The organism is Devosia sp. ZB163 (assembly GCF_028613635.1).
Taxonomy (GTDB): Bacteria; Pseudomonadota; Alphaproteobacteria; order Rhizobiales; family Devosiaceae; genus Devosia_A.
This window is the reverse complement of record NZ_JAQRMY010000001.1, coordinates 1044334-1060925: the sequence shown is the minus strand read 5'-3', so window position 1 is coordinate 1060925 and position 16592 is coordinate 1044334. Positions and strand designations below refer to the sequence as shown.

Genomic DNA, 16592 nt, shown 5'->3' with positions numbered 1-16592 from the left:
GAACCTCGGCATGACCGCCAAATCGATCATGTTCATGGGCACTGGCTCCGATGTCGGCAAGTCGCTGCTGGTGGCGGGACTGGCGCGCGCCTATGCCAACCGGGGGCTGCGCGTCGCGCCGTTCAAGCCGCAGAACATGTCGAACAACGCGGCCGTGACCGCCGATGGCGGCGAGATCGGGCGGGCGCAGGCGCTGCAGGCGCGGGCGGCGCGGCGGGAGCCGGTGACGGCGATGAACCCGGTGCTGCTGAAGCCGGAGCAGGAAAGCGGCGCGCAGGTCGTGGTGCGCGGCCAGCGCGTCGGCTCGATGCCGGCGCGGGAATACTGGGCGCGGCGCGGCGAGCTGATGCCGCAGGTGCTGGCGGCGCATGCCGAACTCGCGGCGGACAACGATCTCGTGCTGGTCGAGGGCGCGGGCAGCGCGTCGGAGGTCAACCTGCGCGCCCACGACATCGCCAATTTCGGCTTTGCCGAGGCGGCGGACCTGCCGGTGGTACTGATCGGCGATATCCAGCGCGGCGGGGTGATCGCGGCGCTGGTGGGGACGTTCGCGGTGGTGGCGCCGGACGACGCGGCGCGGATCGTTGCGACGCTGGTGAACAAGTTCCAGGGGGACCCGGCGCTGTTCGAGGACGGGCGGCGGTACATCGCCGAGCGGACGGGTGTGCCGTGCCTCGGGCCGGTGCCGTATTTCGCGGATGCGGGCCGGTTGCCGGCGGAGGATGTGCTGGCGCTCGAGGGAGTGTGGGTGACGGGCACGGGCGAATATCGGATCGTCGTGCCGCGACTGCCGCGGATCGCCAATTTCGACGACCTCGATCCGCTGCGGCTAGAGCCCGGGGTCAGCGTCGAGATCGTCGAGCCGGGGCGGCCGGTGCCGCCGGCCGAGCTGATCATCCTGCCGGGGTCGAAGGCGACCCGGAGCGATCTCGCGGCGCTGCGGCAGGAGGGCTGGGATATCGACATTCTCGCGCAGCATCGGACGGGGACGCGGGTGCTCGGGATCTGCGGCGGGTACCAGATGCTGGGGACGCTGGTTTCCGATCCGGAGGGGATCGAAGGGGTGCCGGGGATTTCGGCGGGGCTGGGGCTGCTCGATGTGGCGACGGTGCTGGGACCGCGAAAGGAACTCAGGGCGGAGCACGCGGTGTCGGCGCTGACCGGGGACGAGCTTGCGGGCTATCATATGCATATGGGGGTCACATCCGGGCCGGGGCTGGCGCGACCGTTCGCGCGGGTGGGGAACGAAGCCGATGGGGCGATCAGCCCGGATGGGCTGGTGATGGGCACGTATCTGCACGGGCTGTTTGCCGCCGACGGGTTCCGGCGGGCTTTTCTCGGCGCGGCGGCGGAGGGGTCGGACCTTCGGTACGAGCAGGTGATCGAGGCGACGCTCGATGGGTTGGCGGCGCATCTGGAGCGGTCTCTCGACCTCGATATGCTGCTGGAGTTGGCGCGCTGATGGGGGCACTGGTTGCGCCGATCGCGCTCGTGTTCGAGCGGCTCGTTGGTTATCCGGACTGGCTGGTTCGGCGCATCGGGCATCCGGTAATGTGGATGGGCGCGCTGATTGCGCAGCTCGACAAGGGGCTCAATGGCGGAGCGGGTCGGCGGGGCAAGGGCGTGGCGGCGCTGGTCTTGCTGCTCGGGGTGACGGGGGTGGTTTCGGTGGCCGTGGCGTGGCTTTGCCGGATGCTGCCGTTCGGGTTTCTGGTCGAGGCGGTGCTGGCGTCGACGCTGATTGCGCAGAAGTCGCTGGGCGATGCGGTGGCGGCGGTGGCGGCGGGGCTCAGGCGGTCACTGGCGGAGGGACGGACGACGGTCAGCCATATCGTGGGGCGCGATCCTCAAGTGCTGGATGAGGCCGGGGTGGCGCGGGCGGCGGTCGAGAGCCTTGCCGAGTCGAGCTCGGACGGAGTGGTGGCACCACTGTTCTGGCTGGTGCTGCTCGGGCTACCAGGCATCGCGCTCTACAAGGCGGCGAACACGGCCGACTCGATGATCGGGCACAAGACGGAGCGCCATCTCGCGTTCGGCTGGGCGGCGGCGAAGTTCGACGACCTCGTGAACCTCGTCCCGGCGCGGCTGACGGCGCTGCTGGTTGCGGGCGCGGCGTTCTTCGTCAGGGGAGCGGCCCCGGCTGCCGCCTGGGCTACCGCGCGGCGCGATGCGCACAAGCACGACTCGCCCAATGCGGGCTGGCCGGAGGCCGCCTTCGCCGGCGCGCTGGGTTACACGTTGGGCGGTCCTCGCAGCTATGCCGGCGAAGTGGTCGACCTGCCGAGCTTCGGCGCCGGTCGCGCCGACCTCGGCCCTGCCGATATCGAGCGCGCGCTCGGGCTCTACCGGGCGACGCTCAACCTGACGCTGGCGGCGACTCTGGTGGTCGCCGCCATGCTGTGGTGGCTGGGCTAGTTCACCGGCCGGATGGTTCCGACCAGCGAGAGCCGTTGGCCATCGGCGAGCCGGGCGCGGTTGTGCACGACGCCAAGTTCGTGATCCTGCACCTGCACGATGTAGTTGCCGCTGGCCTCGGTCCAGCTGACGACGAAGACATCGGGCCGGACCGGCACGATCTCGACGTCGACGATTTCGTCGATCACGTGCGGCCCGAGTTCCAGATAGAGGCGGGCCTGGCTGGCGCTCAGGTAGCTCAGGCGGGGAACGAAGGCGCCAAGGTCGAGATCGAAGGTGTTTCCGGCAAGAGTCTCAACTGACATTGCTTCCTCCTAGAGTTCGCCGGCGTAGCCGCGCTTGAACTCGATGCGGGTGCCGTGGAAGGCGTAGGTGTCGTCGTTGGCCACGTAGTGGATGGGCTGCGGCGGCATCTTGGCGATCAGCGGCGGCTCGAACTCGGTCGGCACCGGTAGCGGGATCTGGTTGCCGGCGGCGTCGAAGTCGCGTGCCTTCTTCACCATCCTGTCGATGACGAAGACCGACGGCCAGCGATGGTGGTGGGGTTTCTCGATGGCACCGGGTTCGATGCTGACCGAGACGACGCGGATGTTGTCGTCCTCGTAGAGGACCTTGTGGTTTTCCGGCGCTGCCGCGACGGCATCAAGCTTGGGATCCCAGGTCTCGGGATCGCTAACGTCCATGGCGATCGTCATTAGTCCCTCCTGCTCAACCGCCCGCGTGGGCAGATATCAGTTGAAGCGCTCAAATTCCCCTCAGAATTTGTTTTGAAGCGCTTCATTATCGTGATAGCGCAGAGATATTGCGATCGTCAAGCAGATAATGAAGCGCTTCAAGGACTGCCTATGAACAAATCTGTCCGCCTGTCCGATGTCGCCCGCGCTGCCGGGGTGTCGCTGGGCACCGCCTCGAATGTGTTCAACCGGCCCGACATCGTCAGGGCCGAGGTGCGCGAGCATGTCGAGCGTGTGGCGCGCGAGCTCGGCTTTTCGGGGCCTGACCCGGTCGGACGGCTGCTGATGGGCGGCAAGGCCAATGCCATCGGCGTGCTGCCGGCCGGCGACATGTCGGTGTCGTTCACCATCGGCAGCCCCTATCTCAGCGCCCTACTCCTCGGCGTCGCCGAGGTCTGCGACGAGCACGGGGCGAGCCTTGTCGTCGTGTCCGGCGCCCACGACCGCAAGGAATGGGCGATCAAGAACGCGCTGGTCGACGGGTTCGTGCTGGGACAGACGGACGAGATCGCGATGGTGAAAGGGCGGCAGCGGGCGGTGCCGTTCGCGATGATCGACGTGGAGGGCGGGCCGGGCGTCGGCTCGGCCCTGGTCGACGGGCGGGCGGGCGCGCGGAAGCAGGTGGTGCACCTGCTGGCGCTCGGGCACCGGCGCTTCGCCATCATGGCGGTGCGGCGCCAGCCGGTGGAGCCGATCTGGCACCCGCCCGGTCAGGGGAAGCGGGCGCTGAGCGGGTTCCCGCTCGATCGCGAGAAGCTCGCCGGATATGCCGAGGCGCTGGGGGCGGCAGGCATCGACATCGACGCGGTGCCGATGGTCGAGTCGCATCCGCCCTCGCCCTGGGCCGAGGCGGGAGCAAAGCTGCTGCTGGACAACATGGGGGACGCGACGGCGGTCCTCGCCATGTCGGATCGCAATGCCAAGGCCATCCTCGAAGAGGCGGCGAAGCGAGGCATCCGCGTGCCGCAGGACCTCTCGGTGATCGGCTTCGACGACGTGGCGATCTCGGCCTCGCTCGATCCGCCGCTCACCACGATACGGCAGGACACGGTGGAGAAGGGGCGGGTCGCGGCGCGGATGATCTTCGGCGACCTGCCGATGGAGCGGCGGACGATTCCGGTGGAACTGGTGGTCAGGGCGTCGACGGCGCCGCCGCGGGGGTGAGGGGGCGTGCGCCACTGGCCTCGGTGCGGGGGGAGAGATGGGTCCCCGGGTCAAGCCCGGGGATGAAGACTGAGGGGATGACGACTGGGAGGTCAGGGGGCTTGGCGCCCCTCACCCTGGCCCTCTCCCCAGAGGGGCGAGGGGACGCTGGGGGAGCTGCCGGTGACGCGCGCCCTGCCCTGCCCGGTCAGGCCTCGTGCATGCCGGATTTCGATGCCGGGGCGTCGCTGGCGTCCGGGGGGCTGCCCTTGAGGACCATGGGGAGGCCGGCGACGACGAAGTAGACGTCGTCGCAGATCTCGGCGATGCGTTGGTGGGCGGAGCCGGCGAGGTCGCGGAACATGCGGGCCATGGCGTTGTCGGGGACGATGCCGAGGCCGACCTCGTTGGAGACGAGGATCACCTTGCTGTCGGTGATCTGCCCGAGCGTGGCGATCAACTCGTCGACGGCGCCGGCGACGTTCCGGTTGGCGACGATCATGTTGGTGATCCAGAGCGTCAGGCAGTCGACGAGGATGGCGTCGTGCTGCCGGGCCGCGGTCAGGAGGGCAGCGCTCAGCTGCAGCGGCTCCTCGATGGTGGCGAACCCGGGCCCGCGCTGTTGCCGGTGCAGGCGGACCCGCTCGGCCATCTCGTCGTCGAGAGCCTCGGCCGTCGCGAGATAGGCCGGGCGCTTGCCCGCACGCATGGCGATGCGTTCCGACAACCCGGTCTTGCCCGAGCGCGCGCCGCCCAACACCAGTACGTGACCCATGGTTGCCTCTCCGCCTTGATCTGCGATCAAAATGCCCAGCCGGACGCTTTCGATCCCTTGCGCCGGACGCCACATGCATGCGAGCCATGCAGCAAGCGAGCTTTCCCGGCGCAATAGGTCGCTTATTCTACTTTCGTCTGAAACCCTTTGGCATTATGGTCCGCGCCGGACTCGGGGGGCTACCTGGGTCGCCAACCCATATTCCTGGAGAGCGCGTTCGGTGCCTAGGTACTATCTCGGGGTGGACGGTGGTGGCACCAACTGCCGGATCCGACTTGCCGACGAGAACCTCAATACGCTGGCCGATGCGGCCGGCGGTCGTTCCAACCTGCAGATCGAGGCCGGCGAGCCGGCCTACCGGTCGATCATGGAGGGGAGCAAGGAAGCGTTCGCCAAGGCCGGAATCGATTATTCGGAGGCCGCCAACACCTATGCCTGCTTCGGCATGGCAGGGGGCCGGCTGCCTTCGGCGCGCGAGGCCTTCGAGAAGCGCCCCTGGCCGTTCGCCGGCGTGAAGGTCTATGACGATATCGACATTGCCCGCGCCGGCGCCCATGGCGGCGAAGACGGCGCGGTGATCATCGTCGGCACCGGCTCGGCCGCCCTCGCCATGGTCGACGGAAAGCGCCATCAGGCCGGCGGCTGGGGCTTCCAGATCGGCGACCAGATGAGCGGCGCCATCCTCGGCCGCGAACTCGTGCGCCGCGCGGTGGAAGCCGACGACGGGCTCGTCCCGGGCTCCGAACTCACCCAGGCGGTGGTCGACAAGCTCGGCGGCTCGATCGACGCCGTGATGGACTGGTCGTTCCCGCAGGACCCGCGTGGGCCCCTGCCGGCTGGAAACGGCGCCCCCTCGACGCTGCTGGGTCGCGCCCCGGCCGAGTTCGGCGCCCTGATCCCGCTGTTTTTCGAGTATTACGAAAAGGGCGACGCAGTGGCCAAGGAGCTGATGGAAATCGAGCTCGGCTACATCGACAACTACGTGCGCTGGTTCAAGGCGCGCGGCGTCACTCGCATGGCGGCAGTGGGTGGTTTCGGAACCCGCCTCTATCCGCTGATGATCGAGCGGTACGGCGATTTCATCGTCCGGCCCGTCTCGGAACCCCTGCACGGCGCGGTGATCCTCGCCAAGCAGAACTTTGCCTGAGTAGTTGCCATGACCTACCACGACAGGAGCCTCAAGCCCGTGTCCAGCCGCATCATCCCGGTCCCGCCGTTCGACTACGTGGTATTCGGCGCTACGGGCGACCTGACGAAGCGCAAGCTGATCCCGGCGCTCTACCATCGGTTCAAGGACGGCCAGTTCGACGAGCAGAGCCGCATCATCGGCGTGTCGCGCTCCAAGCTGAGCGACGAGGAGTTCCGCAAGATCGCCCGCGAGTCGATCGAGGCGTTCGTCGAGCCCTCGTATCTCGACAAGAAGACGATCGAGCGCTTCGTCGGCATCTTCAGCTATGTCTCGAACGACGTGACCGACGAGAGCAAGTGGGCGGACCTCGGCGACAAGCTGCGCGACGACCCGAAGATTGTCCGGGCCTTCTACCTCGCCATCGCGCCCGACCTGTTCGGGCCGACCTGCGAGTACATCCTCAAGAAGGGCTACTATCGGCGCGATGCGCGCGTCGTCATCGAGAAGCCGCTCGGCCACGACCTCGCGTCCTCGATCGCGATCAACGACGAAGTGTCGAGGATCTTCAAGGAAGATCAGGTCTACCGGATCGACCACTATCTCGGCAAAGAGACGGTGCAGAACCTCCTGGCGCTGCGCTTTGCCAACATCCTGTTCGAGCCGATCTGGAATTCGGCCCATATCGACCACGTGCAGATCACGGTGGCCGAGAGCGTCGGGGCCGGCACGCGCGGCTACTACGACGAGTCCGGTGCGCTGCGCGACATGGTGCAGAACCACATCATCCAGCTGCTCTGCCTCGTTGCGATGGAACCGCCGGCCTCGGACGACGCCGATGCGCTGCGCGACGAAAAGCTGAAGGTGCTGCGCTCGCTGAAGCCGATCGCCAACGGCGACGTGGCGCGCGTCACGGTGCGCGGCCAGTATCGCGGCGGCAGCGTCGACGGCTCGGCGGTGGCGAGCTACCAGGACGAGCTGCCCGAGGACAAGAAGGGCTCGCGCACCGAGACCTTCGTTGCCATCAAGGCCGAGATCGAGAACTGGCGCTGGTCGGGCGTCCCCTTCTACATCCGCACCGGCAAGCGCCTGCAGACCCGGGCATCGGAAATCGTCATCCAGTTCCGCCCGATCCCGCACTCGATCTTCGATCATGCCGAGGGCGCGCCCAAGCCGAACCGGCTGGTGATCCGCATCCAGCCCGACGAGGGCGTGAAGCTGTTCCTGATGATCAAGGACCCCGGCCCGGGCGGCATGCGCCTGCGCGAAGTGCCGCTGAACCTCAGCTTCGCCGAGGCTTTCTCCGAGCGCACGCCGGAAGCCTATGAGCGGCTGCTGCTCGACGTGATCCGTGGCCAGCAGACGCTGTTCATGCGCCGCGACGAGCTCGAGGCCGCATGGCGCTGGGTGGACCCGATCCGCGAGGCCTGGGACGCCGCCACCGATGCGCCGCAGAGCTATACGGCCGGCACGTGGGGCCCGACCGGCGCCATTGCGCTGATCGAGCGCGATGGCCGCACGTGGCACGAGGACGGACATTGATCGCGACGCGCCGCAGCTTCGGGACGAAGGAAGATCTCGCCGTCGCGCTGGCCGAGGCGGTGGCCGAGCACCTCAATGACGGCATCGAGGCGCGCGGGCACGCGGTGCTCGCGGTTTCGGGCGGCTCGACGCCGGGCCGCTTCTTCCAGGTGCTGGGGCGGCGCAAGGACATCGACTGGAGCCGGGTGACGGTGACGCTGGTGGACGAGCGCTGGGTGCCGGAAACTTCGTCGCGCTCCAACGCGGGCCTCGTCAACGAGAAGCTGCTGCAGGGGCCGGCGGCCTCGGCGCATTTCGTGCCGCTCTATGCTGGGGGCGACGAGCCGGACGATGCCGGCATCGCCCGCACCAATGCAGCGATCGACGCGCTGCCGACACCGTTCGACGCGGTGATCCTCGGCATGGGCAATGACGGGCACACGGCTTCGTTCTTTCCCGGCGGCGACACGCTCGCCGAGGCCCTGACTGGCGAGGGGCCGGCCATGGCGATCCGGGCGCCCGGGGCGGGAGAACCCCGGGTGACGCTGGTCCTGGGGCGCCTGCTCGACGCCGCGGGGCTCTATCTGCATATCGAGGGGGAGGAGAAGCTGGCAACGCTGGAGAAAGCCGCGGGCGACGGTCCTGTCGAGGACATGCCGATCCGCTCCGTCCTCCGGCAAAGCCAGACACCGCTGACTATCTTCTGGAGCCCCTGAGAACAGTCAGGGCGCTCCCCCAAGGAGCATAATATGTCCGTCGTCAAAGCCGTTCAGGAAGTCACCGACCGCATTGCGGCGCGGAGCGCAGGGTCGCGCCGCGAGTATCTCGACCGCATCGAGGGCGCGCGCATACAGGGCGTGCATCGCGCGGCGCTCGCCTGCGGGAACCTGGCGCACGGCTTTGCGGCGTGCTCGCCTTCGGACAAGGCCAAGCTTGCCGGCTCGAAGGCGCTGAACCTCGGCATCGTCACCTCGTACAACGACATGCTGAGCGCGCATCAGCCCTACGAGACCTATCCCGAGATCATCAAGGATGCGGCGCGCTCGATCGGCGCGACGGCGCAGGTGGCGGGCGGCGTGCCGGCGATGTGCGACGGCGTCACCCAGGGCCAGCCGGGCATGGACCTGAGCCTGTTCAGCCGCGACGTGATCGCCATGTCGACGGCGATCGCGCTCAGCCACAACATGTTCGATGCGGCGGTGTACCTGGGCATCTGCGACAAGATCGTGCCCGGCCTGATGATCGGGGCGCTGACCTTCGGGCACCTGCCGGCGGTGTTCGTGCCGGCGGGGCCGATGCCGACCGGCATCTCGAACGACGAGAAGGCCAAGGTCCGCCAGCTCTATGCCGAGGGCAAGGTGGGACGGGCCGAGCTGCTCGAGAGCGAGGCGAAGTCCTATCACTCGCCGGGCACCTGCACGTTCTACGGCACGGCCAATTCGAACCAGATGCTCATGGAGATCATGGGCCTGCATCTGCCGGGGGCGAGCTTCGTCAACCCGAACACGCCGCTGCGCGAGGCGCTGACGCGCGAGGCGACGAAGCGCGCGCTGTCGCTCACCGCCGAGGGCAACGACTACACGCCGATCGGCCACGTGGTCGACGAGAAGGCGATCGTCAACGGCATGGTGGGCCTGCTCGCGACGGGCGGCTCGACCAACCACACGATGCACCTCGTCGCCATCGCGGCGGCCGCGGGCCTCAAGGTGACGTGGGAGGACATGTCCGATCTTTCGGCCGCCGTGCCGCTGCTGGCGCGCGTCTACCCCAACGGCATTGCCGACGTGAACCACTTCCACGCCGCGGGCGGGATGGGGTTCCTGATCCGCGAGCTGCTCGAGGCCGGGTACCTGCACGAGGACGTCAAGACCGTCTGGGGCGCGGGGCTTTCGGGCTACACGGTCGAGGCGAAGCTGATCGAGGAGAAGCTCAGTTTCGAGCCCTCGCCGGCCGTTTCGGGCAACCCCAAGGTGCTGGCGCCGGCCAAGGACGCATTCTCGGCGAATGGCGGGCTCAAGGTGCTCTCGGGGAACCTGGGCAAGTCGGTGATCAAGGTTTCGGCAGTGAAGCCGGAGAACCGCGTGATCGAGGCACGGGCGCGGGTGTTCCACACCCAGGAAGGGCTGCAGGCCGCGTTCAAGGCGGGCGAGCTCAATGGCGACGTGATCGCGGTGGTGCGCTTCCAGGGGCCGAAATCGGTGGGCATGCCAGAGCTGCACAAGCTGACGCCGCAGCTCGGCATCCTGCAGGACCGTGGCTACAAGGTCGCGCTCGTCACCGACGGCCGCATGTCGGGCGCCTCGGGCAAGATCCCGGCGGCCATCCACATGACGCCGGAGGCTTCGGACGGCGGCGCCATCGCCAAGATCCGCGACGGCGACCTGATCCGGCTCGACGCCAACGAGGGCACGCTGACGTTCATCGGTGACGAGAAGGAGTTCTTCTCGCGCACCCCGGCGACCGAGGACCTGCGCCGCGAGCACTACGGCATGGGCCGCGAGCTGTTCGCGGGGTTCCGGGCGCTGGTGGGGACGGCGGATCGCGGCGCGAGCGTTTTCGGCTAGGGCGCCGAGCGCCCGCCGCTCCTGTCGGGCTCACGCACGGGGAGCGGGCCAGCTGTGGACGCCGCGCAACGCAGCGCACGAATGCGCTTGCGATATCCGATAAGTTCTTGGCCGCACTTTAATCTACAGGCACTCTGCGCGCGGGGAAGCTGGTGCTTCGCGCCGGCTGCGACCGCCTATGACAGGCGATCAACGGGAGGGTGCGGTGCTTACAAGGACTGTGATTGCAGCAGTTGCGTCGGTATCAATGATCACCGGCGCGTCCGCCTGGGATGGCGCGCGCGCCTATCACCTGCTCCCCGCGGGCACGACCGACATCAGCCTCACGACGACGGTCCTCCAAGGCAGGGGCACGATCGATTTCGGTGGCGGGTTCGTCCAGGGCACCGATCTCGAAGTCGGCGTCGTGACCCCCAGCATTCGCCATGCATTCGACGTCGGCGGCAACCTGGTGTTCCTGCTGGCCAGCCTGCCCATCGGCGACGTGGCATTCAGAACTTCAGCCGGGACCATCGACCTCGACACGAGCATCGCGCAGGGCGACCTGCTGCTCGGCGGGACGGTGGGGCTGGTGGGCACGCCGGCGCTCACCCCCCTCGAGTTCGCGATGTACAAGCCCGGGTTTCACGCCGTTGCCGAGGGCAAGCTGTTCATTCCGACAGGTGACTACGACTCCAGGCGGATGCTGAGCCTCGGCCTCAACCGCTGGTCGATCCAGGCCAGCCTGCCGATGATCTACACGCTCGGCGACTCGATGCTGGATCCGGACCTGATGACCTTCGAGGTCCGGCCGGTGGTGCAGTTCTTCGGTGACAACGAGGACCCGTTCGGGCCCGCGCTCGTGGCTGGGCAGGAGCCGATCTTCGGGGTCGAGGCGCATGTCACCCGCAGTTTCGGTCTGCGGCTATGGGCGGGCATCGACGCCTACTACGAGACCGGCGGCGAAACTTCGACCGATGGGATCGGGCGGGACGACGGGCTCGAGACATTCTCGCTCGGGGCGACGCTCGGCCTCGTGGTCAGCCCCCAGGTCTCCCTCAGGCTCAGCTATCGCGAGCTGGTGCAATCCAACATCCCCGACTCGTCGGGACGCACCCTCGAGGTGGCTACGGCATTTCTGTTCTAGGGGCCGGCCCGGGCACGCCCTCGCCTCCTTCCGACCGGTGTCGACGCCTTGATACCGTCGCAGCGAAGCGCCGATGCCGGCGCGCTTGACATTTCCGTCGCGCTCGTTTGAATTGAATTCAATTCAGGATGTGGGGACTGCCTTGAGTACCAACACACGGGAGCGGCTGATCGGGGCGGCGGAGGCGGAGCTGATCGGGGGGCATGGGCACCTCGAGATGCAGGCGGTGGCGCGGCGGGCGAAGGTGTCGGTGGGGCTCGCCTATCACCATTTCGGCTCGAAGAGCGGGCTGATCGCGGCGGTGGTCGAGGCGTTCTACGAGCAGCTGGATGCCGCGGCGTTCACCAATGCCAGGCTGCCTTCGGGCAGCTGGGCCGAGCGGGAGAAGGCGCGGATCGGGGCTTATGTGGCGTTCCACTATGCGCATCCGTTTGCGCCGCTGGTGGTTGGTGCGCTGAGCCGGTCGCCCGAGGTGCTCGATGTCGAGACTGCCTTTACCAGCCGGCAGCTTGCCGACGGCGAGGGGATGATCCGGGCGGCGCAGCGCGACGGCATCGTGAGGCCGGACCTCGATGCCGCACTGACCATCGCCATGATGATCGGGGCCGTCCGGCAGGCCGTGCTGGGCGCCCTCACCCGCGAGCCACGGCCCGATCCGGCTGCGCTTACCGACGAGATCTGGAGCTTCATCGCCGCGGCGCTGCGCCCGGTGGCGTGACGCATCCTCACCCTGACAGACGGGACTACCAGCCATGCCGACGCCGCTAGACTTCCACCGCCCGCAGCCTGCCTATGAGAGGGGCGACCTGCTCCAGTCCGCTGCGGGCGGCTATTTCGGTCCCGGGAATGCGCAGCTGCCGGCGCCGCCGATGCTGATGATGGACCGGATCACCGCCATCAGCCTCGATGGCGGCGAGTACGGGAAGGGTCATGTTGTCGGGGAGCTGGCGATCACGCCGGAGCTCTGGTTCTTCGCCTGCCATTTCCCGGGCGATCCGGTGATGCCCGGGTGCCTCGGGCTCGATGCCATGTGGCAGATCATCGGGTTCTGGCTGGGCTGGTCCGGCTTGCCGGGCAAGGGGCGGGCGGCTGGCGTCGGCGAGGTGAAGTTCCGCGGCCAGATCACACCGGAGACGCAGCTCGTCCGCTACGAGGTCAGCATGCGGCAGGTCCGGCGGGGCAGGCTGCCGGTTGGGGTGGCGGACGGCAGTGTCTGGGCCGATGACGTCTGCGTCTATGTGGCGAGGGATATGCGGGTGACGCTGATCGGCGGCCGCGAGGAGCAGGTGTAGGCGCGCACAGGCGCTCGACGCCCCTTGCCGCGAGGATGCCGTCGGCATCGGCCGACGTCAGGCCTACCTACTCAAGCTTCGCGCGGACGCTGTCGCGCATCCTGGACATGCGCTGCTGCATCTCGATGACGCCGTCGAGGTCTTCGCCGCTGGCGAGGGCCAGTTCGACGGCGGCGAGCTGGCCCTCCTCCTTGAGCTTGAGGCCGGCTTCGGTGATCTCGACGTCGAGGACGCGCTCGTCGGCCTTGTTGCGGGTGCGGTTGACGAGGCCGGCGGCCTCGAGCTTCTTGAGGAGCGGGGTCAGCGTGTTCGATTCCAGCATCACGAGATCGGTCAGTTTCTTCATCGTGATCTTGCCGCGTTCCCACAGCACCATCATCACGATGAACTGCGGGTAGGTCAGGCCGAGCTTGTCCAGCATGGGCCGGTAGAACCGGCTGAATGCGTGACTCAGCGAATAGGCCGAAAAGCAGAGCAGCGCGTCCAGCTTGAGCTGCCCGGCGATTTGTTTCTTGTCCATCTGACGTCTCCAGTCGTGCCTTCTATATAGGACGTATGCGATTAAATCGCAAGCGATGCATGCATGGCAGCCATGCATCCTCGTGCGTTGCGACCATTTCAATCGCATGCGATCTAATCGACATCGCAGAGACGCGATGAGCACTTTCAACGGGAGATTGAAATGAGCACCAACCTTGAGACCGCCGCCCAGGTCGCCGCCGCCAATGCCGCCGCGACCAAGACTGTTCTCTTCATCACCGGCGCCTGGATGCACACCTCGAGCTGGGACAAGTTCCGCTCGGTGTTCGAGGCCGCGGGCTACAAGACGCTGGCTCCGGCCTGGCCGTTCCTCGACGCCGACCCTGCCGCGCTCCGCGCCAACCCCGACAAGCGGATCGGCACGCTGACCTTCGGCAAGATCGTCGACCACTACGCCAAGATCATCGATGGCCTCGACGAGCAGCCGCTGATCATCGGGCACTCGATGGGCGGGCTGATCACGCAGCTGCTGCTCGACCGCGGCTACGGCGTTGCCGCCATCGCGATGGACCCCGGCCCGGTGGCCGGCGCCCTGCCCGGCCCGGTTTCGCTGCTCGCCGCCCTGCCGCCCATCTTTGCCGGCCCCGGCCATACCCACACGATCACCCGCGACGGCTTTGCCAAGAACTTCGCCAACACGGTTCCGGCCGGCGAACAGACGGCCGCCTATGACGCCTATGTGGTGCCGACCCCGACCAACATCTTCTACCAGGCCGCCGGGATGATCGGCACCGGCGTCAAGGTCAGGGAGCGCAAGCAGCCGCTGCTGGTGATGGTGGCCGAGCATGACCGCACGGTGACGCCGTACCTCGCCAAGGCGGTCTACAATCTCCAGAAGAAGGCGCCGGCCCGGACCGACTTCCACCAGTTCCCCGACCGCTCGCATTTCCTCGCCGGCGAGAAGGGCTGGGAAGAAGTCGCCAACTACGCCCTCGACTGGGCCAATGAAGTCACCAAGCCGGCCGCTATCCACTGACTGGCTGACCGATGACCGAGACTGCCCCAAGCCCCGCGCGGCACTTGCCCGCGGGGCTTCTTGCTGCGCCGTTTCCCGAGCGGCGGGAATCCGGTAGGGATCGGAAGCTCGCTTCGGGTAGGGAGGAACAAGTGATCCGTCTGGTTGCCGCGATCCTGGTAGTCACCGCGCTCGTCGGGTGCTCCTCGATCCCCATCGGCACGGCGGGGAAGCTGAGGACCCTCGACTATCTCAACGACGACGTCGCGAGCCTCCTGCTCGCCTTCGACCTGCCGCCCGAGCTCGAGCCGGCGCAGGGCGCCTCGACGCTGAGCTTCGACATCACCACGCCCGCGAGCGGCGCAAAGCATATCGAGGCGAAACTGGTCGCGGCCGATGCAGACGAGCTGGCCGGCACGCTGCCGCCGCCGTCGGGGGAGCGGAACTACTACCTGTTCGGCTTCTCGGACGCCGACAAGCAGGCGATCCGCGAGGCCCAGGCCTGGGCGCGGGGGCTGCCGCCGGGCAACAACGCGTTCTCGATCTCGCTGAGCCCGCGCCTCTGCCGCACGGCCGAAATCAACCCGGCGAAGACCACGGTATCGGCGCTGGTCGCGTTGCCGGGCGCCACGGGGCTATCGCCGCTGCTCAGCAACCAGCCGCTCAACGCCGTGCTGCAGGGGGCGGAGATACCGGCCTGCGCCGGCCATTCCGGATAGCGCTTGGCAATAGAGGGGAGCGGCGCTAGCGTCCCCGTCCCGCCCACGTTCCTCATGCACGCTACTGGAGACTGCAAATGACCAAGCGCCGCCTCGGCCGCTCGGAGCTTTTCATCGACCCGCTGGTGCTGGGCACCAATGTCATCGGCGGTACCGTCGACGAAAAGACCTCGTTCGACATCCTCGACGCCTATGTCGCCGAGGGCTTCACCGCCATCGACACCGCGGACTCCTATTCGCGCTGGATCCCGGGCAATGACAGCGAGAGCGAGAAGATCATCGGTCGCTGGATCAAGGCGCGGGGCAATCGCGACAAGGTGCTGGTCTTCACCAAGGTCGGCTCGGACATGGGCCAGGGCCATCGCGACCTCAGCGCCAAGTGGATCATCGAGGAGGTCGAGCATTCGCTGAAGCGGCTGCAGACGGACTATATCGACCTCTACCAGAGCCACTGGCCCGATCCGAACACGCCGCAGGAGGAAACGCTCGAGGCGCATGACCGGCTGGTCAAGGCCGGCAAGGTGCGCTCGATCGGCACGTCCAACCACGATGTGGCGCTGCTCGGCGAAGCGCTGGAAATCTCCAGGCGCCGCGGCTTTGCCCGCTACGAGACGATCCAGAACGAGTTCAACCTCTACTCGCGCGAGAAGTTCTCGGGCGCGCTGCAGGAACTGTGCGTGACCGAAGAGGTGTCGGGCATCCATTATTTCGGGCTGGCGCGAGGGTTCCTCACCGGCAAGTACCGGGTGCCGGCGGATGCGGCCAAGAGCCCGCGCGGCAAGGGCGTGGTGGACAACTATTTCAACGACAGGGGCTTCCGCATCCTCGCGGCGCTGGACAAGGTGTCGGCGCGGACGGGGGCGGCGCTGAGCGAGATCGCGCTCGCCTGGGTGGCGGCGCAGCCGGGCGTCGCGGCGCCGATCGCCTCGGCAACCTCGGTGGAACAGGTAAAGAGCCTCGCGCGCGGCGCGCGGCTGACGCTCGGCGAGGAAGACCTCGAGGAGCTCACGGAAGCAGGCAAGTGAGGACTGGCGGCTCGCGGATCGGCTGGGTGGCGGTGACCTTCGCCACCCTCGCGCTGCCTGCTTCGGCACAGGAGCAGGGCTGGCACTATTCGCCGTTCGATGGCGAGGGCGACCGGGCGACGCTGGGCTGCGCCTACAACTCCACGCCGCAGAGCTTTGCCTGCATCGCGGTGCGGTGCGAGGACGACTACACCGTCGGCGTGCACCTCCACACCAGCCGGCCGGGTGGGGATGCGGGCCGCTGGCGCATCGACATCGACCGCGAAGCGGGCTTCGAGGTGGACGCGAAGGCGGACGGCGCGCCCTACCACGCCAAGCTTGCCGGGGACGTCACCGAGGTGATCGAGGCGATCAAGAATGGCGGCGTGGCCTATCTCGATCCCAAGGCGGGACCGGAACTGCCCACCAACGGCATTCCGCTTTCGGGATCGCTCCATGCGATCAACCAGGCGCTGTTCTTCTGCGCGCCGCGGGTGCCCTCAGGTCCGGATGATGGTCCCACGGACGGGAAACACGCCGCCGAACGTTAGGGCGACCGGGTCGCCCTGCATGACACCGCCCCTTCCGGCGCGCACCGCGTGGATGTGGAGATGGGGCCCGGAACTGTTGCCCGAGTTGCCACCAGACCGACCGGCTGACCGGCAGCGACCGGTCGCC

General features: G+C 67.7%; 18 protein-coding genes. 14 read left to right on the top strand and 4 right to left on the bottom strand.

What is annotated here, in order from left to right; translation table 11 throughout:
* The first annotated feature begins 10 nt into the window (after positions 1-10).
* Both PRN20_RS05450 and cbiB read left to right on the top strand, forming a co-directional pair.
* Complete coding sequence (locus PRN20_RS05450) at positions 11-1462, top strand: cobyric acid synthase (protein WP_273956071.1); 1452 nt, start codon at positions 11-13, stop codon at positions 1460-1462.
* Positions 1462-2415 carry an adenosylcobinamide-phosphate synthase CbiB gene (gene cbiB, locus PRN20_RS05445; RefSeq protein ID WP_273956069.1) on the top strand — a complete coding sequence of 318 codons (954 nt, stop codon included), beginning with the start codon at positions 1462-1464 and terminating at the stop codon, positions 2413-2415. The genes PRN20_RS05450 and cbiB overlap by 1 nt, the downstream gene beginning before the upstream one ends.
* Here the strand turns inward: cbiB and PRN20_RS05440 are convergent.
* Both PRN20_RS05440 and PRN20_RS05435 read right to left on the bottom strand, forming a co-directional pair.
* The gene (locus tag PRN20_RS05440; RefSeq protein ID WP_273956068.1) at positions 2412-2720 is read right to left on the bottom strand and encodes a MoaF-related domain-containing protein; all 309 of its coding nucleotides are present in this window, start codon (positions 2718-2720) and stop codon (positions 2412-2414) included. The two genes, cbiB and PRN20_RS05440, sit on opposite strands and share 4 nt — an antisense overlap.
* A gap of 9 nt (positions 2721-2729) precedes the next feature.
* Entirely contained in the window at positions 2730-3110 is a 381-nt protein-coding gene (locus tag PRN20_RS05435; RefSeq protein ID WP_273956066.1) for a hypothetical protein, read from the bottom strand.
* Positions 3111-3260: 150 nt separating this feature from the next.
* On the opposite strand from PRN20_RS05435, the gene PRN20_RS05430 reads away from it, so the two are divergent.
* Positions 3261-4313 (top strand): LacI family DNA-binding transcriptional regulator, encoded by a 1053-nt coding sequence (locus tag PRN20_RS05430; RefSeq protein ID WP_273956064.1) that lies wholly within the window; start codon positions 3261-3263, stop codon positions 4311-4313.
* Positions 4314-4500: 187 nt separating this feature from the next.
* Here PRN20_RS05430 and cobU read toward each other — a convergent pair whose 3' ends face one another.
* Positions 4501-5067 carry a bifunctional adenosylcobinamide kinase/adenosylcobinamide-phosphate guanylyltransferase gene (cobU, locus tag PRN20_RS05425; RefSeq protein ID WP_273956062.1) on the bottom strand — a complete coding sequence of 189 codons (567 nt, stop codon included), beginning with the start codon at positions 5065-5067 and terminating at the stop codon, positions 4501-4503.
* A gap of 220 nt (positions 5068-5287) precedes the next feature.
* On the opposite strand from cobU, the gene PRN20_RS05420 reads away from it, so the two are divergent.
* The 7 genes from PRN20_RS05420 (at position 5288) to fabA (ending at position 12696) form a co-directional block, all read left to right on the top strand.
* Positions 5288-6214, top strand: coding sequence for a BadF/BadG/BcrA/BcrD ATPase family protein (locus tag PRN20_RS05420; protein WP_273956060.1), 927 nt, complete (start codon positions 5288-5290; stop codon positions 6212-6214).
* A gap of 39 nt (positions 6215-6253) precedes the next feature.
* A complete protein-coding gene (gene zwf, locus PRN20_RS05415) occupies positions 6254-7735 on the top strand; it encodes a glucose-6-phosphate dehydrogenase (protein ID WP_273956780.1) in 1482 nt (493 codons plus the stop codon).
* A complete protein-coding gene (gene pgl, locus PRN20_RS05410) occupies positions 7732-8430 on the top strand; it encodes a 6-phosphogluconolactonase (protein ID WP_273956058.1) in 699 nt (232 codons plus the stop codon). Before zwf ends, pgl begins: the two co-directional genes overlap by 4 nt.
* A 33-nt stretch (positions 8431-8463) precedes the next feature.
* Positions 8464-10278 carry a phosphogluconate dehydratase gene (edd, locus tag PRN20_RS05405; protein ID WP_273956056.1) on the top strand — a complete coding sequence of 605 codons (1815 nt, stop codon included), beginning with the start codon at positions 8464-8466 and terminating at the stop codon, positions 10276-10278.
* 205 nt (positions 10279-10483) lie between these two features.
* Positions 10484-11404 carry a transporter gene (locus PRN20_RS05400; RefSeq protein WP_273956055.1) on the top strand — a complete coding sequence of 307 codons (921 nt, stop codon included), beginning with the start codon at positions 10484-10486 and terminating at the stop codon, positions 11402-11404.
* A gap of 142 nt (positions 11405-11546) precedes the next feature.
* Positions 11547-12122 carry a TetR/AcrR family transcriptional regulator gene (locus PRN20_RS05395; protein ID WP_273956054.1) on the top strand — a complete coding sequence of 192 codons (576 nt, stop codon included), beginning with the start codon at positions 11547-11549 and terminating at the stop codon, positions 12120-12122.
* 34 nt (positions 12123-12156) lie between these two features.
* Positions 12157-12696, top strand: a complete 540-nt coding sequence (gene fabA, locus PRN20_RS05390; protein WP_273956053.1) for a bifunctional 3-hydroxydecanoyl-ACP dehydratase/trans-2-decenoyl-ACP isomerase — start codon at positions 12157-12159, stop codon at positions 12694-12696.
* Between the two features lie 67 nt (positions 12697-12763).
* Here fabA and PRN20_RS05385 read toward each other — a convergent pair whose 3' ends face one another.
* Entirely contained in the window at positions 12764-13216 is a 453-nt protein-coding gene (locus PRN20_RS05385; protein WP_273956051.1) for a MarR family winged helix-turn-helix transcriptional regulator, read from the bottom strand.
* 162 nt (positions 13217-13378) lie between these two features.
* On the opposite strand from PRN20_RS05385, the gene PRN20_RS05380 reads away from it, so the two are divergent.
* The 4 genes from PRN20_RS05380 (at position 13379) to PRN20_RS05365 (ending at position 16465) form a co-directional block, all read left to right on the top strand.
* Complete coding sequence (locus PRN20_RS05380) at positions 13379-14212, top strand: alpha/beta hydrolase (protein WP_273956050.1); 834 nt, start codon at positions 13379-13381, stop codon at positions 14210-14212.
* Positions 14213-14343: 131 nt separating this feature from the next.
* Positions 14344-14910 (top strand): hypothetical protein, encoded by a 567-nt coding sequence (locus tag PRN20_RS05375; RefSeq protein WP_273956049.1) that lies wholly within the window; start codon positions 14344-14346, stop codon positions 14908-14910.
* A 77-nt stretch (positions 14911-14987) separates the two neighbouring features.
* Positions 14988-15935, top strand: coding sequence for an aldo/keto reductase (locus PRN20_RS05370; RefSeq protein ID WP_273956048.1), 948 nt, complete (start codon positions 14988-14990; stop codon positions 15933-15935).
* Complete coding sequence (locus PRN20_RS05365) at positions 15932-16465, top strand: hypothetical protein (protein ID WP_273956046.1); 534 nt, start codon at positions 15932-15934, stop codon at positions 16463-16465. The genes PRN20_RS05370 and PRN20_RS05365 overlap by 4 nt, the downstream gene beginning before the upstream one ends.
* The last annotated feature ends 127 nt before the right edge of the window (positions 16466-16592 follow it).

Excerpts from the sequence above, each read along its gene's own strand:
- PRN20_RS05450 (WP_273956071.1), top strand. The coding sequence starts at position 11 with ATGACCGCCAAATCGATCATGTTCATGGGCACTGGCTCCGATGTCGGC.
- cbiB (WP_273956069.1), top strand. The coding sequence starts at position 1,462 with ATGGGGGCACTGGTTGCGCCGATCGCGCTCGTGTTCGAGCGGCTCGTT.
- PRN20_RS05440 (WP_273956068.1), bottom strand. The coding sequence starts at position 2,720 with ATGTCAGTTGAGACTCTTGCCGGAAACACCTTCGATCTCGACCTTGGC.
- PRN20_RS05435 (WP_273956066.1), bottom strand. The coding sequence starts at position 3,110 with ATGACGATCGCCATGGACGTTAGCGATCCCGAGACCTGGGATCCCAAG.
- PRN20_RS05430 (WP_273956064.1), top strand. The coding sequence starts at position 3,261 with ATGAACAAATCTGTCCGCCTGTCCGATGTCGCCCGCGCTGCCGGGGTG.
- cobU (WP_273956062.1), bottom strand. The coding sequence starts at position 5,067 with ATGGGTCACGTACTGGTGTTGGGCGGCGCGCGCTCGGGCAAGACCGGG.
- edd (WP_273956056.1), top strand. The coding sequence starts at position 8,464 with ATGTCCGTCGTCAAAGCCGTTCAGGAAGTCACCGACCGCATTGCGGCG.
- fabA (WP_273956053.1), top strand. The coding sequence starts at position 12,157 with ATGCCGACGCCGCTAGACTTCCACCGCCCGCAGCCTGCCTATGAGAGG.
- PRN20_RS05385 (WP_273956051.1), bottom strand. The coding sequence starts at position 13,216 with ATGGACAAGAAACAAATCGCCGGGCAGCTCAAGCTGGACGCGCTGCTC.
- PRN20_RS05380 (WP_273956050.1), top strand. The coding sequence starts at position 13,379 with ATGAGCACCAACCTTGAGACCGCCGCCCAGGTCGCCGCCGCCAATGCC.
- PRN20_RS05370 (WP_273956048.1), top strand. The coding sequence starts at position 14,988 with ATGACCAAGCGCCGCCTCGGCCGCTCGGAGCTTTTCATCGACCCGCTG.